At 73.8% G+C, this 21,116-nt stretch carries 19 protein-coding genes; 14 read left to right on the forward strand and 5 right to left on the reverse strand.

Annotated features, from left to right (window positions below):
* Nucleotides 1-9 precede the first annotated feature (9 nt).
* The 3 genes from ACZ60J_RS18295 to ACZ60J_RS18305 form a co-directional block, all read right to left on the reverse strand.
* On the reverse strand, nucleotides 10-243 hold the full coding sequence (locus ACZ60J_RS18295) for a chaplin (protein WP_382976740.1): 234 nt from the start codon (nucleotides 241-243) through the stop codon (nucleotides 10-12).
* Nucleotides 244-517: 274 nt separating this feature from the next.
* Nucleotides 518-928 carry a rodlin gene (locus tag ACZ60J_RS18300; RefSeq protein WP_112451357.1) on the reverse strand — a complete coding sequence of 137 codons (411 nt, stop codon included), beginning with the start codon at nucleotides 926-928 and terminating at the stop codon, nucleotides 518-520.
* Between the two features lie 117 nt (nucleotides 929-1,045).
* Entirely contained in the window at nucleotides 1,046-1,300 is a 255-nt protein-coding gene (locus tag ACZ60J_RS18305) for a chaplin (RefSeq protein ID WP_351380786.1), read from the reverse strand.
* Between the two features lie 102 nt (nucleotides 1,301-1,402).
* Here ACZ60J_RS18305 and ACZ60J_RS18310 point away from each other — a divergent pair, with 102 nt between their 5' ends.
* The 9 genes from ACZ60J_RS18310 (at nucleotide 1,403) to ACZ60J_RS18350 (ending at nucleotide 12,883) form a co-directional block, all read left to right on the forward strand.
* Entirely contained in the window at nucleotides 1,403-2,605 is a 1,203-nt protein-coding gene (locus ACZ60J_RS18310; protein WP_469683282.1) for a DUF3344 domain-containing protein, read from the forward strand.
* Between the two features lie 19 nt (nucleotides 2,606-2,624).
* On the forward strand, nucleotides 2,625-3,845 hold the full coding sequence (locus tag ACZ60J_RS18315; RefSeq protein ID WP_469683000.1) for a glycosyltransferase: 1,221 nt from the start codon (nucleotides 2,625-2,627) through the stop codon (nucleotides 3,843-3,845).
* Nucleotides 3,842-5,425: an exopolysaccharide biosynthesis polyprenyl glycosylphosphotransferase gene (locus ACZ60J_RS18320; RefSeq protein ID WP_469683002.1), complete on the forward strand. Its 1,584-nt coding sequence runs from the start codon at nucleotides 3,842-3,844 to the stop codon at nucleotides 5,423-5,425. Before ACZ60J_RS18315 ends, ACZ60J_RS18320 begins: the two co-directional genes overlap by 4 nt.
* 3 nt (nucleotides 5,426-5,428) lie before the next feature.
* Nucleotides 5,429-6,877, forward strand: a complete 1,449-nt coding sequence (locus tag ACZ60J_RS18325) for an O-antigen ligase family protein (protein WP_469683004.1) — start codon at nucleotides 5,429-5,431, stop codon at nucleotides 6,875-6,877.
* Nucleotides 6,874-8,802 carry a murein biosynthesis integral membrane protein MurJ gene (gene murJ, locus ACZ60J_RS18330; protein ID WP_469683006.1) on the forward strand — a complete coding sequence of 643 codons (1,929 nt, stop codon included), beginning with the start codon at nucleotides 6,874-6,876 and terminating at the stop codon, nucleotides 8,800-8,802. The genes ACZ60J_RS18325 and murJ overlap by 4 nt, the downstream gene beginning before the upstream one ends.
* A complete protein-coding gene (locus tag ACZ60J_RS18335) occupies nucleotides 8,792-9,568 on the forward strand; it encodes a polysaccharide deacetylase family protein (RefSeq protein ID WP_469683008.1) in 777 nt (258 codons plus the stop codon). Before murJ ends, ACZ60J_RS18335 begins: the two co-directional genes overlap by 11 nt.
* Nucleotides 9,565-10,950 carry a glycosyltransferase gene (locus ACZ60J_RS18340; protein WP_469683010.1) on the forward strand — a complete coding sequence of 462 codons (1,386 nt, stop codon included), beginning with the start codon at nucleotides 9,565-9,567 and terminating at the stop codon, nucleotides 10,948-10,950. The genes ACZ60J_RS18335 and ACZ60J_RS18340 overlap by 4 nt, the downstream gene beginning before the upstream one ends.
* 68 nt (nucleotides 10,951-11,018) lie before the next feature.
* Nucleotides 11,019-11,744 carry a YveK family protein gene (locus ACZ60J_RS18345; protein WP_469683011.1) on the forward strand — a complete coding sequence of 242 codons (726 nt, stop codon included), beginning with the start codon at nucleotides 11,019-11,021 and terminating at the stop codon, nucleotides 11,742-11,744.
* Nucleotides 11,741-12,883 carry a GNAT family N-acetyltransferase gene (locus ACZ60J_RS18350; RefSeq protein WP_469683013.1) on the forward strand — a complete coding sequence of 381 codons (1,143 nt, stop codon included), beginning with the start codon at nucleotides 11,741-11,743 and terminating at the stop codon, nucleotides 12,881-12,883. The genes ACZ60J_RS18345 and ACZ60J_RS18350 overlap by 4 nt, the downstream gene beginning before the upstream one ends.
* A 14-nt stretch (nucleotides 12,884-12,897) precedes the next feature.
* Here ACZ60J_RS18350 and ACZ60J_RS18355 read toward each other — a convergent pair whose 3' ends face one another.
* The gene (locus ACZ60J_RS18355) at nucleotides 12,898-14,550 is read right to left on the reverse strand and encodes a glycoside hydrolase family 26 protein (RefSeq protein WP_469683014.1); all 1,653 of its coding nucleotides are present in this window, start codon (nucleotides 14,548-14,550) and stop codon (nucleotides 12,898-12,900) included.
* Between the two features lie 294 nt (nucleotides 14,551-14,844).
* On the opposite strand from ACZ60J_RS18355, the gene ACZ60J_RS18360 reads away from it, so the two are divergent.
* From ACZ60J_RS18360 to ACZ60J_RS18380, 5 genes are all read left to right on the forward strand, one after another.
* The gene (locus tag ACZ60J_RS18360) at nucleotides 14,845-16,125 is read left to right on the forward strand and encodes a carboxylate--amine ligase (RefSeq protein ID WP_469683016.1); all 1,281 of its coding nucleotides are present in this window, start codon (nucleotides 14,845-14,847) and stop codon (nucleotides 16,123-16,125) included.
* Nucleotides 16,126-16,292: 167 nt separating this feature from the next.
* Nucleotides 16,293-17,558 (forward strand): NAD(P)-binding domain-containing protein, encoded by a 1,266-nt coding sequence (locus ACZ60J_RS18365; RefSeq protein ID WP_469683018.1) that lies wholly within the window; start codon nucleotides 16,293-16,295, stop codon nucleotides 17,556-17,558.
* Between the two features lie 31 nt (nucleotides 17,559-17,589).
* Nucleotides 17,590-17,901: a hypothetical protein gene (locus ACZ60J_RS18370; protein ID WP_469683020.1), complete on the forward strand. Its 312-nt coding sequence runs from the start codon at nucleotides 17,590-17,592 to the stop codon at nucleotides 17,899-17,901.
* Nucleotides 17,902-17,987: 86 nt separating this feature from the next.
* Complete coding sequence (locus ACZ60J_RS18375; protein ID WP_469683283.1) at nucleotides 17,988-20,045, forward strand: SpoIIE family protein phosphatase; 2,058 nt, start codon at nucleotides 17,988-17,990, stop codon at nucleotides 20,043-20,045.
* A 98-nt stretch (nucleotides 20,046-20,143) separates the two neighbouring features.
* Nucleotides 20,144-20,323, forward strand: a complete 180-nt coding sequence (locus ACZ60J_RS18380) for a hypothetical protein (RefSeq protein WP_469683021.1) — start codon at nucleotides 20,144-20,146, stop codon at nucleotides 20,321-20,323.
* A gap of 166 nt (nucleotides 20,324-20,489) precedes the next feature.
* Here the strand turns inward: ACZ60J_RS18380 and ACZ60J_RS18385 are convergent, their stop codons facing one another.
* Entirely contained in the window at nucleotides 20,490-20,951 is a 462-nt protein-coding gene (locus tag ACZ60J_RS18385; RefSeq protein WP_469683023.1) for a DUF6299 family protein, read from the reverse strand.
* Between the last annotated feature and the right edge of the window lie 165 nt (nucleotides 20,952-21,116).

Here is a 21,116-nt window from a genome sequence, read left to right on the forward strand (position 1 = left end):
GGCGCTTCGTCAGGCGTTGACGCAGGTGTTGCCGAACGAGGGGTTCAGCAGGGCGATCACGTTGACGGTGTTGCCGCAGACGTTGACCGGGACGTGCACCGGGACCTGGAGCACGTTGCCGGAGAGGACGCCGGGGGAGCCGACGGCCTTGCCGTCCGCCGCCGCGTCGGCCATGGCGGGGGAGGCGGCACCGGCAGCCATGAGAACGCCGGCGGCCAGCACCACTGCCTTCTTGTACGTCATTTGTTTTCGTTTCCTTCCCGCAGAGGTCTATCCGCTGCAGAATTAACAACGAGTGGGTCCGGGAAAAGAAACCGAATATTTCGGCGCGCCTCCGGCCAATTCACTCAGATGCCTGTGCGCCCTGAATTCCGGCCGGATTGTTCGGATCACTTCGAGATCACTTCGGGATACCCTCGGGTTCCCAATTCGGGGGCCCGACATGCGGCGGGGCCGCCGCGACCCGAAGGTGCGACGGCCCCACTGGTGCGGTGCTGTGTCAGCTGGCGCGGTGCGGTCAGCTGCCGGCGGAGGCGTTGCCGGACAGGACCGGGATGTTGCTGAGGATGTGCGAGAGAGCCTCGTCGCCCTTGGCCTGGGTGGAGTTCTCGGTGCACTGCTGGTTCTGCGGGCTGGACAGGACCGGGATGTCCTGGACGCCGACGTTGACCAGAGCCAGGACGGACTGCACGTTGGCCTTGGCGGGCAGGGCGATGCAGGGCTTGTTGAACGAGCCCTGGATGAGCGCCATCTGCGGGCTCATGTTGCCGTAGGTGGCCTGGTTGCCGTAGATCTGCGAGGCCCCGTTGCCGTTCACGGTGTTGATGCCGTGGTCGTTGCCGATGGCCATGGCCTGCGGAGCCATGGCGGCACCCAGGCCGACGAACGAGGCGGCAACCGCTGCGCCGGCCGCAAACTTCTTGATCATGATGGTCCCTTTTTTGCAGGATTGCCCGGTACTCAAGCACTCGGATCAACGGCGCTACCGCGGTTTGGGTTGCGTCTCTTCACTCGGATGCCGAAGTTTCGGGCCGCACGGTTGACGTCAGGCGTTGACGCAGGTGGTGCCGAACGCGGGGTTCAGCAGGGCGATCACGTTCACGGTGTTGCCGCACACGTTCACCGGGACGTCGACCGGGACCTGGAGCAGGTTGCCGCTCAGCACGCCGGGGGACTCGCCGGTGAAGCCGTTCGCCGTCGCGCCGTCGCCGCCGTGCGCGGAGGCGAGGCCCGCGCCGCCCATCAGCAGCGCAGCGCTCGCGACCGCCAGGGTGGTGCCGCGCACCAGCCTCTTCTTCATCTCCGTTTTTCCTTTCGTTTCGAACAATGGTGCAACCCATAACGACGCGCCCGTCTCGAGGGTGCGTGTCATCGCCCAAAAGGCCGTATGAGCGAGTCCGGCGTGATTTCCCTCCTGATTTCTGACAAAGTTCACTCCTGTTTTGTCCCCTTGATCGAAAATGGAGACGGGGTCATGGGTTCCTCCCGCAGAATCCTCGGCACGCTCGGCCTGCTGTCCTGCCTCACACTTTCGGTGAACGTGCCCATTGCCGGTGCGGCTGCCGGCGCCGTCGCCCCGCCGGGTGTGCGGAGTCCGCTGGTCAAGGAAGCACCCCGGGTCCCCTTCACCCAGCGTTACCAGGCCGTGCAGCACGGCGGTCTGGTCCGGGCCTCGAACTCGTCCATCGGATGCCGCAAGGCGGAGTCCGAGGAGGCCGAGCCGTGCGCCGCGGTCAACAAGGGTGCGGCCGGGACCAACGGCGACTACGAGATGTTCTACGACGAGGTCGACAAGGACCCGGACACCTACAACTCCACCCGGGCCGAGCTCAAGGTCCCGGCGGGCGCGAAGGTCTCGTACGCCCGGCTGTACTGGGGCGGGAACCTGCGGGTCGGCGAGCAGAAGCCGCCGGAGGACAACGGCCGGGTGCTCGTCGCCGAGCCGGGCGGCGCGTACAAGGAGGTGCTGGCCGACACGGTGATCGGGCACCGCACCGACGCGGCCGGCGATGCCTACCAGGCCTCCGCCGACGTGACCCCGCTGGTCCGCAAGGGCGGCGCCGGCATGTGGACGGTGGCCCAGCTGAACATCGCCATGGGGCACTCGGACGCGGGTGCCTGGGGCGGCTGGACGCTGGTGGTGGCCTACGAGCACCCGCAGGAGCCGGTGCGCAGGGTCTCGATCTGGGACGGCTTCGAGGGGCTGGCCGCGGGGGCCGGCGAGGCGGCGGGCGAGACGGTGGAGCTCACCGGTCTGGATGCCGCGCCCGGTGCGCAGGGGCGGGCCGGGGTGGTCGCGTACGACGGGGACCGCGGAACGCTCGGGGATTCACTCACGGTGACGGCCGACAGCGGGCGCCGGATCAGTCTCAGTGATGCAGAAAATCCTTTTAATGATGTTATGAATTCCACGATCACGGAATTCGGCGATCACTCGTTCGTGCGACAGCCCGAACATATGAATAACCTCGGATATGACGCGGACGTGTTCGATCTGAGCCCCGCCCTGTCCGGTGGCGCCCGCAGCCTGACCTTCGGGTTCACGGGCGAAAAGCAGGGTCATTTCCTCGGTGTGCTCTTCGTTCAGACAGACGCGCGCCGCTGAACGCAGGAGACCACTCCACGTGCCGACGCAACCTTCCTCCCCCTCTCCTTCTCCTTCACCCTCCTCCTCCCCTGACCGGCCTCCCGCCGTCCTCCACCTCGTCCAGCCGGTCGAGGGCGGGGTCGCCCGCGTGGTCGTCGACCTCGTACGCGCCCAGTCCGCGGCGGGCCTGCGGACCTACGTCGGCTGCCCGCGCGGCGGTCAGCTCGCGGACGCCGCCCGCGAGGCCGGGGCCGAGGTGCTCACCTGGCGCGCCGGGCGGGCTCCCGGACCGGGCCTGGCCGCCGAAGTGCTCGGCGCGCGCCGCCTGATCGGACGCGTCCGGCCCGACCTCCTGCACGCCCACAGCGCCAAGGCCGGGCTCGCCGGGCGGCTCGCCGTGCGCGGGGCCGTCCCGACCGTCTTCCAGCCGCACGCCTGGTCCTTCGACGCCGTGGGCGGGGCCACCGCCGCGCTCGCACTGCGCTGGGAGCGCTTCGGGGCCCGTTGGGCCGACCGGGTGCTCTGCGTCAGTGAGGCCGAACGCCGCACCGGCGAGTCCGAGGGGATCGCCGCCCGCTGGTCGGTGATCCGCAACGGCGTCGACCTCGCCCACTTCCGCCCCGGCGGCCCGGACCCCCTCCAGGACAAGGCCCGGGCGCGGGCCGAACTTCCGCTGCCCGCCGCCTTCCTGGGCGACGGGCCGCTCGCCGTCTGCGTCGGCCGGCTCTGCCAGCAGAAGGGGCAGGACGTCCTGCTCCGTGCCTGGCCGGAGCTGCTCGGAGCCGTTCCCGGGGCCCGTCTCGTGCTCGTCGGGGACGGCCCCGACATGGAACGGCTGCGCCGGGGGGCGCCGCCCTCCGTCCACTTCGCCGGGGCCGCCTTCGACATCCGGCCGTGGCTTCGGGCCGCCGATCTCGTTGTACTGCCGTCGCGGTGGGAAGGCATGGCGCTCGCCCCGCTCGAAGCCATGGCCTGTGGCCGCCCGGTCCTGGTCTCCGACGTCAGCGGTGCCAGGGAGAGCCTCCCGCCCGGCCAGGGACGGCTGTGCCTGGTGGAACCGGAGGACCCGACGGCGCTGGCCAAGGCACTGGGCGGGCTGCTCGCCGAGCCGCGGCTGCTCGCCGCACTCGGGGAGCAGGCGGAGCGGCACGCGCGAATGGAGTTCGACGTGCGGCGCACCACGGACGCGGTCACCGGTCTGTATCACGAACTGCTGGGCAGGCCCCGGCCCTTGAACCAGGAGCGCATCAGCCGATGACGATGGACAGCGCACCCGCCCGGCACACCGGGCAGGACGGTACGGGGCCCGCCGGAGGCATCACCGGCATCACCGGCATCACCGGTACGAGCAGGACCACGAGCACCGGCACCACCACGGGCACCGGCACGAGCACCGCCGGCGCCGCCGTGCGCCGTTCCGTGACCGCGATCCATCCCCCGCGCGGGCCCAAGGCCGACCGCGCCCGGGCCGCCGTACGGCCCGAACGGGTGCGCCGCCGGGACGGGATCGCCCCGCTGCTGGCCGCCGACGCGTTCGCCGCGGCGGCGACGGTGGCGGCCCTGCCCGGAGCGGAGCTGCCCCTCGCGGCGGCCGCTCCCCTCGCCCTGGCCCTGGCCGCGCTGCACGCGCAGGCCGGGCTGTACCGGCCGCGGCTCGCCCCCTCCGCGCTCCTCGAACTGCCCGCGCTCGCCGGGCGGGCCGCCGCGCTGTGGTGCGGGGCCGCCGCCGTACTGGCCGCCACCGCCCCGGGCGACGCCCTGGGCTGGAGCGCGCTGCTCGGCGCCGTCTGCGTCCAGGTCGTCCTGGCGTGCGCGGGGCGCGGGGCCGTCAACCAGCTCCGCCGGCGCGCCCGCGCCCGCCGCCCCGCCTCCGCCCTGGTCGTCGGGCCCGGCGCCGGGGCGAGCGCGGTGGCCGCCGCCCTGCACGGACGCCCCGAGTACGGACTGCGTCCCGTCGGGCTCGCGGACACCGGGTCCGAGGGGGAGGGGGCCGCGGGAGTGCCCGTACTCGCCACCCACGAGGACATCCGGCGGGCCGTCATCCAGAACTCCGTCCGGCACGCCGTCTTCACCCGCCCGCCCGAGGCCGACGAACGCACCGCCTCCCTGGTCCGGCTCTTCCACGACCACGGCTGCCGGCTCTGGCTCGCCGACCCCGCGGGCACCGCCAAGGTCACCGGGATGCGTGTGGCGCAGCCCGCCGACCAGCTGTGGGGGTACGCCGTCCAGCCGCTGCTGCCGCGTCCGGCCCGGCCGGTCGAGCGGTACGCGAAGCGGGTCATCGACTCCTCGCTCGCCGCGATCGCCCTGCTCGCCGCCGCCCCCGTGATGGGCGCCTGCGCGCTGGCCGTACGGGTCTCCGACGGGCCGGGGGTGATCTTCCGGCAGGAGCGGGTCGGCCTCTACGGACGGCCCTTCACCCTGCTGAAGTTCCGCACCCTGCGCGCCGACGCCCACGAGTCCGCCACCCGCTGGACGGTGGCCGGCGACTGCCGGATGAGCCCGATCGGCTCCTTCCTGCGCAAGTCCTCGCTGGACGAGCTGCCGCAGCTGTGGAACGTGGTCCGGGGCGACATGAGCCTGGTGGGTCCGCGCCCCGAACGGCCCTTCTTCGTCGCCAAGTTCAGCAGCGTGCACCCCGGGTACGAGGCCCGGCACCGGATGCCCGTCGGCATCACCGGCCTCGCCCAGATCAACGGGCTGCGCGGGGACACCTCCATCGAGGACCGGGCCCGCTTCGACAACCACTACATCGACACCTGGTCGCTGTGGCAGGACCTGTGGATCCTGGCCCGCACCGCGGCCTCCTTCTTCCGCTTCCGGCTGGGGGGCAGCTAAAGCATGAGCCTTGCCGCACCGACGTCACCGACAGCACCGACATCGCCGACAGCATCGACATCGCCGACGGCACCGACGTCATGGTCCCGCCCGGACACCGCCGACCTGCTGCGCCGGCACTGGCCGCTGCTGCCGCTCGCCGCGACCGTACTGGCCCTCCTGATCCCCGTCCCGGCCGGTGACGCGACCGCCTCGGGGAAGGTCGGTCCGGCCGACGCCGCCTCGCTGCTGCTCGTGTTCGTCTGCGGGATCCAGGCCCTGCGGGGCCGGGTCCGGCCGCTGAGCCCGCTGGGGGTGCTCGTCCTCGGTCTGCCGGCGGTCGGGCTCGCCGTCTCGACGGTGACCGCGGGGGACCCGTACGCGGCCCTGCCCGGCTTCGTGCGCTACCTCCAGGTGTTCGTGCTGGTCCCGGCGGCGATCGTGCTGCTGGTGCGGAACGCCTCGGAGTTCCGGCTGGCCGCGGGGTGCTTCGTGCTGCTGGCGCTGGTCCAGGGAGCGGTGGGCGTGGTGCAGTTCGCCACCCACACCGGGGCCTCGTACCAGGGCGAGGACATCCGCGCCGTGGGCACCTTCGGACCCGGGGACGTCATGGGCATGGCCACGGTCGTGGCCTACGGCCTGGTGGTCGCCACGGCCGCCGCGCTCGCGCCGGGGCTGCCGGCGAAGGTCCGGCGGGCCTCGGGTGCGGCGGCGCTGCTCCTGGTGATCCCGCTGGTGCTGTCCTTCAGCCGGGGCGCGTGGATCGCGACCTTCGCCGCGGCCGGGCTGGTGATGGCCCTGGCCGGGATCGGGCGGGCCCTGAAGGTGCTGCTCGCGCTGACCGCGGCCGGGGTGGTGCTCGTCGGCGGGTTCGGCGTCGGCTCCGCGATGGTCGCGGAGCGGCTGACCTCGATCACGCAGGTGTCCGACGCCCCCGACCAGTCGGTCACCGACCGCTACACGATGTGGGACGCGGCCGGGTCGATGTGGCGCGAGCGGCCCGCCGTGGGCGTGGGGCTCAAGGGCTTCCCGGCCAACCGGGACTCGCACTCCGGGCTGGCGCTGTCCTCCGGCAGCGACACCGCCGGCGCGGGCCAGGGCTACATCCGCCAGCCGCTGCTGTCCCCGCACAACATGTACCTGCTGGTGCTGAGCGAGCAGGGGCTGATCGGCCTCGTCGCCCTGGCGGGCGGCTGGCTGGCCCTGCTCGTGGCGGGCCTGCGGCGGTGCCTGGCGGGGCCGTCCGCGGTGCGGGACTGCGGACTGGTCGCGATCGGCCTCCTCGTGTGGCAGCTCACCGACTTCCTCTACGCGGACATCGGGGGCCCGTCCACCGTCCTGACCGGAGTGGTCATCGGCCTGGCGGCCTGGTGGGCGCTTCCCTCCGGAGGCGGGACGGGTGACCTCGCCCCCGGCCGCGGGCCGGGTGCGACGGCCCGGGCCGCGACCCCTGAGGGTGCGGCCGGCCGGTGACGGACACGACGCCCTGGCGGCGGCCCGCAGCCGCGGCGACCGAGGTCGCCGCGGCTGCGGGCCGTCCGCCGCACCCGCCCGTACCTCCGGTGGCCACCGCTGCCCCGTCCATGGGGCCGGCCGAGACCGCGAGCCGCGTGGCCGCCTCGGGCGGCCCCCTGCCCGCCGGATCCCTGCGGGCCGGGAAGGGCCGGGACCCGCGTGCCGAGGCTCCGCGCGACGGCGGGCCGCACCCGATGGCGGAGGGCGGGCACCAGGGCGATGGCCCCGAAACGCCGGCCGACGGGGCCCGGTCGGGGAGTGGCGGGGCACTCGCCAAGGCGGCCGCCGTGACCGCCGGACTGACCGCCGCCGGGGCGGTGTTCGGGCTGCTCCGCGACCAGACCATCGCGCACCTCTTCGGAGCCGGGCACGACAGCGACGCCTTCCTCATCGCGTGGACCGTCCCCGAGATGGCCTCGACGCTGCTCATCGAGGACGCCATGGCCCTGCTGATGGTGCCCGCCTTCAGCCACGCCCTGGCCCGCCGGGCCGCCAGCAGGGCCGGGCTCACCCGGCAGGAGGCCCGCGCGCAGGATCCCGTACGGCTGCTCGTGGGGGCCACGATGCCCCGGCTGCTGGTGCTCCTGGCCGCCGTGGCCTCCGTGCTCATCGTCGCCGCGCCGCTCGTCGTGGGCGTGCTCGCGCCGGGGCTGCCCGACCCCGGGCTCGCCGTCGAATGCACCCGGATGACCGCCCTGACCGTGCTGTCCTTCGGGATCGCCGGCTACTTCAGCGCCGCCCTGCGGGCGCACCGCTCCTTCGTGCCGCCCGCCGCCATCTACGTCTCCTACAACGTCGGCATCATCGGGACCATGGTCGCCCTGCACGCCCTGTGGGGGGTGCGCGCCGCCGCCGCCGGGGTCGCCGTCGGCGGGGTCCTGATGGTCCTGGTCCAACTGCCCGCCTTCATCCGCAACGTGGGCTTCGGGCCGCCCCGCAGCAAGGGGGCCCCGCGCAGCCAGCGCGACCGGGACCGGCCGACCCTGATCGCCTTCGGGGTGATCGCACCGGTGATCTTCTTCGCCGTGTTCCGGCAGTCCCAGGTGCTCGTCGAGCGGTTCCTCGCCGCCTCGCTGCCGCCCGGCGCCATCTCGCACCTCAACTACGCCCAGAAAGTGGCGCAGATGCCGATGGTGCTCTCCCTCATGATCTGCACCGTCACCTTCCCCGTGGTCGCCCAGGCCATGGCCGGCGGGGAGCGGGAGAAGGCCCGCCGTCGGGTCGAGCAGGACCTCGCGCTCGCCTCGCTCGCCGTCCTCATGGGCACCGCGCTCGTCATCGGCTACGCCCCCCAGATCATCCAAGTCCTCTTCGAACGCGGGGCGTTCACCCACGCCGACACCGAGGCCACCGCCTCCGTGATGCGGGTCTACGGCCTCGGCCTGCTCGGCCACTGCCTCGTCGGGGCGCTCTCGCGGCCCTTCTTCTCCACCGCCCGGCCCACCTGGTTCCCGGCCCTCGCCATGGGCGCCGGACTCCTCGTCAACATCGTCGCCGGAGCCTTCGCCGTCAGCTGGTGGGGGATCTACGGCATCGCCGCCGCCAACGCCGCCGGCATCTCCACCACCGCCCTGCTGCTGCTCACCGGACTCGGCTCGCGGATCATCGCCATCCAGGTCCGCCGGGTCGCCATCAGCATCGGCCGGCTCTCCGTCGCCGCCCTCGCCGCCTGCGCCACCGGCTGGATCGCCGGGCCGATGATCCCCGACCCGCTCGTCAGCGCGGCCCTCGGCTGCCTGCTGGTCCCGGCCATGTTCGGGGCCACCGGCATGGCCATACGGGCCCTGGAGGTCACCGCCCTGCCGGGCCAGCTCGCCCAGCTCTCCGCCCATCTCACCGACCGGCTCACCCAGCTCACCCAGAGGTTCCGCAATGTCCGCTGACACCGAAACGGCGCGCCCCGCCACGGCGGCTCCAGCCCGCCGCACCGGCTGGCCGTGGGTCCTGATGTACCACTCCGTCGCCGAGTTCACCGATCCCGCCGAGGACCCGTACGGCATCACCGTCACCCCGTACGCGCTGGAGGCCCAGCTGCTGTGGCTGCGCTCCCGGGGGCTGCGCGGAGTCTCCGTCGGCGAACTGCTGCGCGCCCGCGCCGCCGGGCACGGCGCCGGGCTGGTCGGGCTGACCTTCGACGACGGCTACACCGACTTCCTGACCCGCGCCCTGCCGCTGCTGCGCCGCTACGACTGCACCGCCACCCTCTTCGTGCTGCCCGGACGGCTCGGCGTGGACAACGTCTGGGACCCGCTGGGCCCCCGCAAGCCCCTCCTCACCGCGGAGGGCGTCCGCGAAGTCGCCGCCGCCGGCCAGGAGATCGGCTCGCACGGGCTGCTCCACCAGGACCTCACCGCGGCCCCCGACGACGTACTGGCACAGGAGCTGCGCGGCAGCCGCGAGCTGATCCGGGAGCTGACCGGGACCCTGCCCGCCGGATTCTGCTACCCGTACGGGCACCTCGACGCCCGGGTCGTCGCCGCGACCCGGGCCGCCGGGTACGGCTACGCCTGCGGCATCGGCCCCGGCCGCCTCGCCGGACCCCACGCGATGCCCCGTACGCACATCAGCCAGGCCGACGGAGGCCCCCGGCTGCGGATCAAGCAGGTGCGCCACCAGGTCCGGGAGCTGCGCAGGGCGGTGCACCTGTGAGCCCCGGGAAGGTGCTGCACGTCATCACCGGACTCGGCGTCGGCGGCGCCGAACAGCAACTGCGGCTGCTGCTGCGGCACATGCCGATGCACTGCGACGTCCTGACCCTGACCAACCCCGGCCCGGTCGCGGAGGGGCTGCGCGCCGACGGGGTCCGGGTCGTCCACCTCGGGATGAGCGGCAACCGCGACCTGGGGGCGCTGCCCAAGCTGGTCAGGTTCATCCGGCGGGGCCGCTACGACCTGGTCCACACGCACCTGTACCGGGCCTGCGTGTACGGGCGCCTCGCGGCCCGGCTCGCGGGCGTACGGGTGAGCGTGGCGACCGAACACTCCCTGGGGGCCGGCGAGATCGAGGGCCGGCCGCTCTCGGGTGGGGTACGGGGCCTCTACCTGGCGAGCGAACGGCTGGGCGCGGCCACCGTGGCCGTATCGGACACGGTCGCGGCCCGCCTGGAGGCCTGGGGGGTGCCGGCCGGGCGGGTGCACGTGGTCCCGAACGGGATCGAAGCCGTCCGCTTCCGCTTCGACGAGGGCGTACGGCGGGCCACCCGGACCCGGACCGGACTGCCCGAGCGGGCCTTCGTGGTCGGCGGCGTCGGCCGGCTCGTGCCGGGCAAGCGCTTCGACGTCCTGGTCCGGGCGGTGGCGGCGCTGCCCGGCGCGCACCTGCTGCTCGCCGGGGACGGGCCGGAGCGGGCGGCGCTGCGCCGGCTCGCCGCCGAGCTGGGGGCGCAGAGCCGGATCCACCTGCTCGGGGAGCGGGACCCGCTGGGCGACAGCACGGACGGGCGGACCCCCGGGATCCCGGCGCTGCTCGCCGCGATGGACGTGTTCGTGTCCCCTTCGCGCGAGGAGGCCTTCGGGCTGGCGGTGATCGAGGCGCTGGCGGCGGGCCTGCCGGTGCTGCACGTCACCTGCCCGGCGATCGACGACCTGCCCGCGGCGCAGGCGCCGGGGGCGCGGCGGATCGGCACCGGCACGGAGGAACTCGTCGCGGCCCTGCGGGGGCACATGGAAGCCGGCGCGAAGCGGCTGCCGCCGCCCGGGGTGGTGCGGCGCTACGACATCGCCCGGAGCGCGGCGCAGCTGCTGCACGTGTACGACCACGCGATGGCCGGCTCGCCGGCCGGGTCCCGCGGGGTGGTGGCGCTGCCCGGTCCCGGCCGGGGGGCGCGGGGTGCCGACCCGGCGGGTGCGGACCGTGCGGCGCCGCTGCCGGGGACCAGTCCCCGGACCCCTGCTCCCCAAACGCCGGAGGGGCTGGATGTGGCCCCGGAGGGGCGGAGTTCGGCCCGGGAAGGGCTGGGTTCGGCCCCGGAGGGGCTGGATGGCCGCCCGGCCGGGCTGGGTTCGCCCGTTGCCGGTGGCGACGCCGGCTGATTCGACACCTCAGGGGTCCGCTCCGGGCCCCGAAGCAAGCACTCGTCCACCAGGAAAGAGGCACGCACATGGCGGACAACGCCGACCAGAAGAAGTCCACCCACCGGCGCCGGGTACGGCTGCTGCCGCCCCCCGCGTGGTGGCCGCTGCCCGCCGCCGCGCTGCTGGGGCTCGGCGCGGGCGGGGCGTACGGGGTGCTCAAGGCACCGGAGTACGCCGCCACCAGCTACGTCGTCGCCGTCCCGGACGACACCACCGAGCCGGCCACCGCCCTCGGCTTCGCCCAGGCCTACGCCCGCATCGCCACCAGCAGTTCGACCCTCGCCTACGCCCAGCCCCGCGCGGGCATCGCGGTGCAGAAGCTGCGGACCCAGGTCCGCGCCGAGACCTCTCCCGAGTCCCCGATGATCGCCATCACCGGGACCGCGAAGAGCGCGGCCGAAGCCGCCGACATCGCCAACGCGGTCGCCGACGCCCTGTCGCTGAGCAGCAACCAGGCCGCCAAGAACACCGGCGTGCAGCTGCTCCTCTTCAACCAGGCCGTCGCGCCCAGCGAGCCCGCCTCCGCGTCCCCCACCCTCAGCGGGGCCGTCGGCCTGTGCGCCGGCGGGCTGCTGGGCGGGCTGTGGCTGCTCGCCCGGCCCGGCGCCGCCCGGCGGCGCGGCGAGGGTCCCGCCGCGCAGAGCATCACGCAGACCACCGCGCAGAGCACCGCGGAGACCGTCGAGGAGTACGCCTCGCTGCCCGCGCAGGGCGAGCCCGCCGCGGCCAAGAAGAAGGAGTCGGTGCGATGACCACCGGCTCCGCCGGGGCCCTGTCGGTGACGCTGTGCCGCGATCCCCGGCAGTTCGCCGCGCTGGAGGAGCCGTGGAACCGGCTCGTCCGCGGCTGTCCCACCGCCACTCCGTTCCAGAGCCACGCCTGGCTGCACTCCTGGTGGCTGTCCTACGGCAAGGACGGCCGGCTCCGCATCGTCCTGGTGCGGCGCGGGGAGGAGCTGGTCGGTGCGGCCGCGCTGATGCTCGTACACCGGCCGATGCCGCTGCTCGTGCCCCTCGGCGGGGGCATCACCGACTACTTCGACGTGCTCGTGGCCGCGGACCACGCCGACCAGGTCGTCCCGGCCCTGGCCCACGGCCTGCACCGGGCTGCCCGGGGCGCCGTCGTCGACCTGCGCGAGGTGCGGCCCGGGGCCGCCGCCGAGGCGGTGTTCGCGGCCTGGCCCGGGATCGCCAGCAAGCTCACCGACTCCACCTGCATGGAGCTGCCGTCCATGCCCTTCGACGAGCTGGTCAAGCGGATGCCGGCCTCCGGCGCCCAGCGGGTGCGGGCCAAGCTCCGCAAGACCGACGCGGCGGGCATCGAGGAGCACGAGGTCACCGAGCAGGAAGTGCCGCGCGCGGTACGCACCTTGCTGCGGCTGCACGAGAAGCAGTGGCGCGGCCGCGGGGTGACCCCCGAACACCTCAAGCCCCGCTTCGCCGAGCACCTGACCCGGGCCACCCGGCGGATGGTGCGCGCCGGGGAGGGGCGGCTGGCGGAGTTCCGGCTCGACGGGAAGGTGGTGGCCGCCAACCTCACCCTGCTCTCGGGCTCGCTCAGCGGCGGCTACCTCTACGGCGCCGACCCCGGCCTGCGCGACCGGAAGGTGGACGTGGCCACGCTGCTGCTGCGCTACGAGACCACCCGGGCGCTCGCCGAAGGCCGCCCGGTGGTCAGCTTCCTGCGCGGCAACGAACCGTACAAGAACCACTGGCGGCCGCGGACGGTGGTCAACCAGCGCTTCCTGCTGGCCACGACCGCGCTCGCGCCCCTGCTGCGACTGCACGAGTCGCAGGTGACGGGGCGCGAGCGGGTGGTGGACGTACTGCGGGAGGCGTTGCCGGCCGCCAGGGACTGGCGGGCGCGGCTCAACGAACTGCGGGTCCGATGACCCGAACGCTCCGCCTAGAAGGGCCAGAAGCCGGTCTCCCTGCCCCAGTCGACCTTGATGCAGACCGACTGCTTGCCGACCAGCTTGGAGAGCCACTCGCCGAAGTTGATCGGCACGCACCACTCCGTGCTGTTGACGGGCGGTGTCGTCGGCTTGGGCGGCTGGGTCGGCTCGGGCTCCGGCTTCGGTACGACCGGCGAGGGCGACGGGGAGGGGACCTCGGGGCTCGGCTTGGGCACGACCGGGCTCGGGCTGACCTCGGGGGACGGGACCGGCGGGCTGGGCTCGACGGGGCTGGGCTCGACCGGGCTCGGCTCGACGGGACTCGGCTCGATGGGGCTGGGGACGACCGGGCTCGGGACGACCGGGCTGGGGACGGCCGGGCTGGGCTCGACGGGGATCTCCGGGCTCGGGGCCACGGGCGAGGGCGTCGGCACCACGGGGCTCGGGGCGACCGGGCTGGGTTCGACCGGGCTCGGGACCAGCGGGCTGGGCTCTGCCGGGCTGGGCTCGACGGGGCTCGGGGCGACCGGGCTCGGGGCGACCGGGCTCGGGACCTCCGGGCTGGGGAGCACGACCGGCGGGGTGACCACCGGCGTCGGGATCTCCGGAGTGGGGACCTGCGGGGTCGGGATGACCGGCGTGGGCACCACGGGGGTCGGGACGACCGGGGTCGGGATGACCGGGTCGGGCCGCTGCGGGGTCAGCGCCTCGCGGAAGACCTTCGTCGAGGCCGGATTCTGCTTGCACTGCCAGACGCCGTGCGGGCAGTAGTCGGTGATGGTGTGGTAGAGCGGCTTCTGCTTGTCGATCCACTGCAGCATGCGCCGCACGTACTCCGGGTTGTCCCCGTTGCGGAACAGCCCCCACTCCGGGTACGAGATCTCCTTGCCGTGTGCTCGTGCGAAGTCGACGTGCTGCTGGAGCCCGTAGGGCTGGCTGATCTGCTCGTCGAAGTTCCGGCCGGGACCCTGGTCGTACGAATCCATCCCGATGATGTCGACCACGTCGTCGCCCGGGTAGCACTTGGTCCAGCCGATCGCGTCCGTGCCGCGGTTCGGGGCGAAATCGAACTTGAACTTCTGGCCGGGCACGGAGCGCATCGTGTTGACGATGCGCTTCCAGTACGCCTTCCAGTTCTCCGGGTCGGGTCCGCAGCGGTGGGTGTAGGTGACCCCGCTCATCTCCCAGCCGAGCACGATCACCGTGTCCGGGACGCCCAGCGCCACCAGTCGTTCGGCGAGCTTCTTGAAGTGCCGGTCGTACTGGCCCTCCGCGCCCGCCCGGATCAGCTGGGCCACCTGGCGGTCGGGGACCCGGGCCTCGTTCCGCTCCTGCATCGGCACGTTGAGGACGAACAGACGGTCGCTCCGCTGCCGCCGCCACTGCGCCCAGTCGTCCAGGAAGCCGACGTTGCCCTCGATGCCGGCCCACTGGTCACCGGGCAGATAGGTGTGCCCGACCCGGATCTCCTTGCCGCCCAGCCAGTTCGACAGGAACGGGATGCGGGCCACGCCGGGCGGCCCGTAGTCGAGGTAGGCGCCCATGGCGATGTCCGCGTGAGGACCCTGCTCCTCGGGGGCCGCGAGGGCGGCTCCGGTGGCGAGCAGTCCGGCCGTCACCGTTCCGATGCAGGTGCTCGCCAGTCGGCGGCGTGGTGTGGGCATGGCGTCTCCCGAGCTTTCCTGAATCGGTGTGCTTACCAAAGACGTTAGGCATCACATCTGACGAATGGCCTGTCCGGTGACCTCCGCATAGGCCATTCGCACCTGTGCACTCCCCCCGCTTGGTCCGACTAGGTGAAAGACACCGTTTCCATGCACGCGCATCCCAGCCAAGTGCCCGCAGTTCTGCTCAGACTCGATCGGAATCCGTTCCACCACGGAACCCTCGGCGCCGTCAGATCCCTTGGGCGCACGGGTGTGGAGGTCCATGCCGTCGTCGAGGCCGGGGGAGGTCCCATGGGGCGTTCGCGCTACCTGCGTGCCGTGCATCCCGGACCGTCCGGCGGACTCGACCCCGAGACGCCCGAAGCGCTGCTGGAGTGCCTGACCGGGGTCTCCGAACAGATCGGCCGCCCGGCGGTGCTCATCGCCATGGACGACCTCAGCGCGATCGCGGTGTCCCGCGTCGCACCGATGCTGACGGACCGTTTCCGGATCCCCCATCAGCCCGACGACCTGCCGGCGCGGGTGGCCGACAAGGCCGAGCTGTCGCGGCTCTGCGCCCGGTGGGACGTACCGCACCCGGAGACCGTGATCCCGGCGAGCGGGGCCGAGGCGACGGAGGCCGCGTGGCGGCTCGGGCTCCCGGTGATCGCCAAGTGGAGCCGGCCGTGGCTGCTGCCCTCCGGCACGGGCCTGCGCAGCACCACCCTGCTCCACACGGCCGCCGAGGCGCGGCGGCTGTACGAGCGCTCGGAGGAGGCGGGCAGCCGGCTGCTGCTCCAGCGGTTCCTGCCGGCCGGGCCCGACACCGACTGGTTCTTCCACGGCGCGTTCGCCCGGGGCGGGCGTCCGCTGATCACCGGGTCGGGGCGCAAGGAGATGTCCTGGCCGGTCCGGACGGGGCTGACGGCGGTCGGGCGCTGGCTGCCGGACCCGGCGGTGGAGGAGGCGGGGCTGCGGCTCGCCGAGCGGCTCGGCTACCAGGGGATCCTCGACCTGGACTTCCGCCGGGACGAGCAGGGCGTCTTCCGCCTGGTCGACTTCAACCCGCGTCCGGGGGCGCAGTTCAGGCTCTTCACGGACGCGGGCGGGCTGGACGTGGTCCAGGCGATGTACCTGGACCTGACGGGCCAACGGGTCCCGGAGCCGTCCGGCGGGCCGGGCCGGGTCTTCGTTGCGGAGAACTACGCCCTGCTCGCGGCGGTACGCGGCCGATCGCTCCCGCGCCGTCCCCCGGCTCCGCCCCCCGGAGCGGGCGCCGCGGCCGCTCCGGTGCGCCGGGGCCGGGAGCGGGGGCAGGTGGAGGCGGCCTGGTTCGCGGCCGACGACCCGAGGCCGTTCCTGGCGATGCTCGGCGCCTTCCTGGGGCGGGGTGCGTTCAAGGGCCTGCGGGTGCTGCGCGGGGTCCCCGAGCAGGGCCGCCGGACGGCCAGGGCGGTGGTCCGGGCCCCGCACCAGCGGGGCCGGCAGCTGCCGCCGCCCGCCGCGGGGGCCTCCGGCGGCGCGGCCGGATCCGGCACCCGGTCCGCCCCGCCGGAGGCCCCGGCGGAGCCGGACGAGCTCGTGACGCGGTGACGCGGTGACGCGGTGACGCCGGGACGCCGGGACGCCGGGACGCCGGGAGGCCGGGACGCGAGTACGCGGTGACGCCGTGAGGCGGTGAAGCCGCAGGGGTGCAGGGCGTCGTGGGACGCAGGTGACAGGGGATGAACCATGATGCTGGAGGGACTGCAGTGACACGGATGGACGACCTCGTGGTGGTCGGAGCGGGGCCCTACGGGCTCTCGATCGCGGCCCACGCGGCCGGTGCGGGGCTCGACGTACGGATCCTCGGACGGCCCATGGCCTCCTGGCGGGACCACATGCCCGAGGGCATGTACCTCAAGTCGGAGCCGTGGTCCTCCAACCTGTCGGCGCCCGGCGGGCGTTACACGCTGGCCGAGTACTGCGCGGGCCGCGGGATCGCCGCCGAACACGGAACTCCGCTGCCCATCGGGACGTTCAGCGCGTACGGGCTCTGGTTCGCCCGGCAGGCCACACCCCCGGTGGAGGAGGCGACCGTCACCGAAATCACCCCGCAGGGCGGGGGTTTCCTGATCCGCACCGCCGAAGGGCCGCCGCTGCTCGCGCGGACGGTCGCGCTGGCCGTGGGCGTGATGCCGTTCGTCCGGTACCCCGACGCGCTGCGGGAGCTGCCCGCGGCGCATTATTCGCACAGCAGCGGCCACCGCGACCTCACCCGCTTCGCCGGCCACGAGGTGGCCGTGCTCGGCGCCGGGCAGGCAGCCCTGGAGACCGCGGCCCTGCTCGCGGAGAACGGCGCCCGCCCGTGCCTCGTGGCCCGGCGCTCCCGGCTCAACTGGAACACCGTCCCGCAACCGCTGCGGCGGCCCCCGCTGCGCGCCCTGCGCAATCCGCACAGCGGCCTCGGCACCGGCTGGCGCAGCTGGGCCTGGTCGGAGCTGCCCTGGGCGGTGCGCCGGCTGCCCGCGCCCACCCGGGAGCGGATCGCGGCGACCGCCCTCGGCCCGGCCGGAGCCTGGTGGCTGCGGGAACGCTTCGAGCAGCGGGTCCCGGTCCTGCTCGGGCACCGGCTGCAGCGGGCGGTCCCGGTGGGCGGGCGGACCCGCCTCGGGCTGGCCACCGCCGCCGGGGAGTCCGTCGTCCTGGACGCCGCGCACGTGATCGCGGCGACCGGCTTCACCCCGGACCTGGCCCGGCTGGAGCTGCTCGACGCGGGGCTGCGGGCCGCGCTGGTCACCGTAGGGGAGAGCGGGACGCCGGAGCTGACGTCCGGCTTCGAGTCCTCGTGGCCGGGGCTGTTCTTCGCGGGGCTGGTGACCGCTCCCTCATTCGGCCCTTCCATGCGATTCGTGCACGGTGCCGGCTTCACGGCGGGGAGACTGGTGTCAGGAGTCCGCAAGCGTCTGGGGGCCCGGGGCCCGCTGACGGGTTCCACCGGTGCGCCCCGGGCCGACCGGGCTCCCACTGCCGGGCACAGAGCGTGAGAGCCAGTCACCACATGTGAGAGGTGTCGCGATGAGCGATGAGCGCGCACAGGGCCGGGGCTGGGTGAGGATCCCGGCCAGCCGTGCGGAGCAGCCCGGCACGACGAGGGCGGCGCCCCCGCAGCCGTACGGTCAGTCCCCGTACCCGCAGTCTCCGTACCCGCACGCCCCGCACGCGCACGGCCGGCCCGCGCAGGCCCCGTATCCGCAGGCCTCGTACGACCCCTCGATGATCTACCTCTCCCTCGTCAAACGCTGGCAGGAGGCCGGCCGCACCCTTCCGGGGCATCCTGACGAGGAGTGGGAGCGGCTCATTTCCCAGCCGTGCTGGCCCGGCCGTTAGGTGGTGTGAGTCTCGTGGCAGCGGCGGAGCGACGCGACAAGAGACCGGAGGCCCCCGGGAGCCCGGGGAGCACCGGGAACGGCGGGATCGGCGAGCACCCCCACGTCGGCCCCGGCGAGCGGCTCGCGCTCAACGGCATGGGCAGCTTCGAGTGGGACCTCGACGCGGGGACCGTGGACATGGACGAGGCGGGGATGGCCGTCTTCGACCTGGAGGGCGAGGAGTACGACGGCACCCCCGACAGCCTGGGGCTGCGGATCCCGGTCGACGACGCCGCGCGGCTCCGGGACACCGTCCAGGGCGTCCTGGACGGCGGGGAGGAGACGTACGGCCAGTACTTCACGGTGCAGCGGCGCGACGGCCGGGACCAGTGGACGCACACCCAGGGCCGGGTCCTGCGGGACGCGGAAGGGCGTCCGGTGCGCATCGTCGGCATCGTCCGGGACGCGACGGCCGAGCTCGCCCACCTCACGGTGCTGCGCAAGCTGGAGTCGGCGCGCGCCCAGCAGGCCACCATCGTGCAGCGGACCACCGAGGCCCTGTCTCGGGCGGTGACCGTCGACGACGTGACGGCCACGCTGACGGGCGCGGGGGCGCTGGAACGGCTCGGCGTCGACGGAATGGCGCTGGGACTGGTCGAGGGCGGCCACATCAAGATCATCGCGCTCAGCGGGGAATCCCTGGAGATCCTCAGCGAGCGCAAGTTCACGCGGCTGGACGGCTCGCTGCCGCTCTCGCAGGCGGTGCTCAGCCGGACGGCGCGCTTCGTCACCTCGCTCACGGAGCTGGCGGAGGAGTTCCCGCTGCTCTCCGACTACCTGAACCGCATCCAGTACGACGCGGCCGCCTACCTCCCGCTCATCGCGCAGGCCGAGTCCATCGGCGGACTCGTGCTCTTCTACCGGCGCCGCACCGACTTCAGCCCCGAGGAGCGCAACCTCTGCCTGGGCCTGGCGGGCATCGTCGCCCAGTCGCTCCAGCGGGCGCTCCTCTTCGACCAGGAGCGCGAGTTCGCCACCATGCTCCAGGCCGCCATGCTGCCGCGCCGGATCCCCGAGATCACCGGCGGGGAGATCGCGGTGCGCTACCACTCGGCCTGGAGCGGGCGCGAGGTCGGCGGGGACTGGTACGACGTCATCTCCCTGCCCCGCGACCGCGTCGGCATCGTCGTGGGCGACGTACAGGGCCACGACACCCACGCCGCCGCCATCATGGGCCAGCTCCGCATCGCCCTGCGGGCCTACGCAGGCGAGGGCCATCCGCCCTCCACCGTGCTGGCGCGCGCCTCCCGCTTCCTGGCCGAGCTGGACACCGAACGGTTCGCGACCTGCATGTACGCCCAGGTCGACCTGGAGACCGGAGGCGTACGAGCGGTCCGCGCGGGCCACCTCGGACCCCTGATCCGGCACACGGACGGGCGAACGGGCTGGCCCAACGTGCGCGGCGGCCTGCCGCTCGGGCTGGCCACCGTCTTCGAGCAGGAGGAGTTCCCCGAGACCCGGCTCGACCTGGTCCCCGGCGAGACCCTCGTGCTGTGCACCGACGGGCTCGTGGAGGAGCCCGGCACCGCCATCACCCAGGGCATGGAGGCCCTCGCCCACGCCGTCCGCAGCGGCCCGCAGGAGGCCGGGGCGCTCGCCGACCACCTCTCGGACCGGCTGTGGGAGCGCTGGGGCTCCGGCGACGACGTGGCCCTGCTGGTGCTGCGCCGGGCCCCCGACCCGGGCACGCACCGGGCACCGCGCATCCACCAGTACGTCCACCAGGCGGACCCGGAGGGGCTCTCCGAGGCCCGCTACGCCCTGCGGCAGGCGCTGCGCGACTGGGGCATGCCGGAGCTCGCCGACGACGTGGAGCTGGCGGCGGGAGAGCTGCTGGTCAACGCCCTGCTGCACACCGACGGCGGTGCGGTGCTGACGATGGAGGTGCTGCCGGAGCCGGTGCGGCGGATCCGGCTGTGGGTCAAGGACCGCTCCAGCGTGTGGCCGCGGCGGCGGACCCCGGGGGAGGCCGCGACCACCGGGCGCGGGCTGCTGCTGGTGGACGCGCTGGCCACGCACTGGGGGGTGGAGTCCCGGGGCGACGGCAAGGCGGTGTGGTGCGAGTTCTCCGCGGCGGGCAGCGCGGCGCGGAGCGCCCCGTGAGGGGCCGGGCGGCGGCGGGGCCGGACCGTGACCGTGCGGTCACGCCGAGTTGTGGGGCGGTGGGGGCGGGGCGATGATGCCGCCATGGAACGGTTTCTGTGGAACCTCCCGTGCGCCGGCTGAGCAAGCGCGCGGTGACGGGCGTCCTGGCCCTGCTGCTGTGCGCGGCCGGGGCGGCGACGGCGGTGGACTGGTCGACCGGGCGCCCGGACTCGGACCCGGGGTGTCAGACGGTGGCCTTCATGTCGATGACGGGCGAGGCGCCCGCGTGCCGGTGAGGCGAGGCGCCCGCGTGCGGTGACGGGCCGGTCCCGCTGCGGGCCGGTCCCGTCGAGAGGTCCGGCCGCGGGGTCCGGCCGCGGTCGGTACGTGGCCGCGGCCGACGCCCGGCTCCCGGTAGCGGCGGCTACCGGAGGGGCGTACGCGCGCACCGCGGGACGGTGGCTACCGGTGGTCGATCACCCGGACCGGGCGGGCGTCCTGGGCGACCGTGTCGATCGACCGGGGCAGCAGTCCGCCGCCGAAGCGGATCTCCTGCAGCTCGGCCTTGGCCATTGCCTCGCCGGCGTGCACGGTCGGGGTGAGCCGGAGGGTGCCGTGCGCGGACCAGTCGTGCACCTCGCCGTCGCACTGCGCGTCGCCGCCGCCGATGCTGAGGCGGACGTCCTCCTGCTCGACGGTCGCCTTGATCTGGACCGTTCCCGAGGGTGACGGCGCGGAGCAGTGGTACTCACCGGAAAGGTGGATCGTGCCGTCGGGGGCGATGTGGGCTTCCGAAGATACGTAAATGTCATTTCCGTAAGGCGCGCTGCCGTGGGGGGCGGCATTCGCCGGGGCGGTGAATACCGCCGTGGCGCCCAGTGCGGCGAGTGCGGCCAAGGCCATGCGGGGGCCGGTCGTGGCCATCGTTCCTCCTGTTGGACGAGGGTGCGGGGGTTTGCGGAATTCCGCCGGAACGCATTGTGCTGGCATATGGAGGTCAATGCGTTCCGCGTGCTCGTGTCGGTGTGTGCAATTGCCCGCTCGGGCGCGTGAGACTGACCGGAATACGTCCCCGAAGATCCCCGAAGG

This window comes from Streptomyces sp. NPDC104226, from assembly GCF_055584085.1.

Excerpts from the sequence above, each read along its gene's own strand:
- ACZ60J_RS18295 (WP_382976740.1), bottom strand. The coding sequence starts at position 243 with ATGACGTACAAGAAGGCAGTGGTGCTGGCCGCCGGCGTTCTCATGGCT.
- ACZ60J_RS18300 (WP_112451357.1), bottom strand. The coding sequence starts at position 928 with ATGATCAAGAAGTTTGCGGCCGGCGCAGCGGTTGCCGCCTCGTTCGTC.
- ACZ60J_RS18305 (WP_351380786.1), bottom strand. The coding sequence starts at position 1,300 with ATGAAGAAGAGGCTGGTGCGCGGCACCACCCTGGCGGTCGCGAGCGCT.
- ACZ60J_RS18320 (WP_469683002.1), top strand. The coding sequence starts at position 3,842 with ATGACGATGGACAGCGCACCCGCCCGGCACACCGGGCAGGACGGTACG.
- ACZ60J_RS18325 (WP_469683004.1), top strand. The coding sequence starts at position 5,429 with ATGAGCCTTGCCGCACCGACGTCACCGACAGCACCGACATCGCCGACA.
- ACZ60J_RS18335 (WP_469683008.1), top strand. The coding sequence starts at position 8,792 with ATGTCCGCTGACACCGAAACGGCGCGCCCCGCCACGGCGGCTCCAGCC.
- ACZ60J_RS18345 (WP_469683011.1), top strand. The coding sequence starts at position 11,019 with ATGGCGGACAACGCCGACCAGAAGAAGTCCACCCACCGGCGCCGGGTA.
- ACZ60J_RS18350 (WP_469683013.1), top strand. The coding sequence starts at position 11,741 with ATGACCACCGGCTCCGCCGGGGCCCTGTCGGTGACGCTGTGCCGCGAT.
- ACZ60J_RS18355 (WP_469683014.1), bottom strand. The coding sequence starts at position 14,550 with ATGCCCACACCACGCCGCCGACTGGCGAGCACCTGCATCGGAACGGTG.
- ACZ60J_RS18360 (WP_469683016.1), top strand. The coding sequence starts at position 14,845 with ATGGGGCGTTCGCGCTACCTGCGTGCCGTGCATCCCGGACCGTCCGGC.
- ACZ60J_RS18365 (WP_469683018.1), top strand. The coding sequence starts at position 16,293 with ATGGACGACCTCGTGGTGGTCGGAGCGGGGCCCTACGGGCTCTCGATC.
- ACZ60J_RS18370 (WP_469683020.1), top strand. The coding sequence starts at position 17,590 with ATGAGCGATGAGCGCGCACAGGGCCGGGGCTGGGTGAGGATCCCGGCC.
- ACZ60J_RS18385 (WP_469683023.1), bottom strand. The coding sequence starts at position 20,951 with ATGGCCACGACCGGCCCCCGCATGGCCTTGGCCGCACTCGCCGCACTG.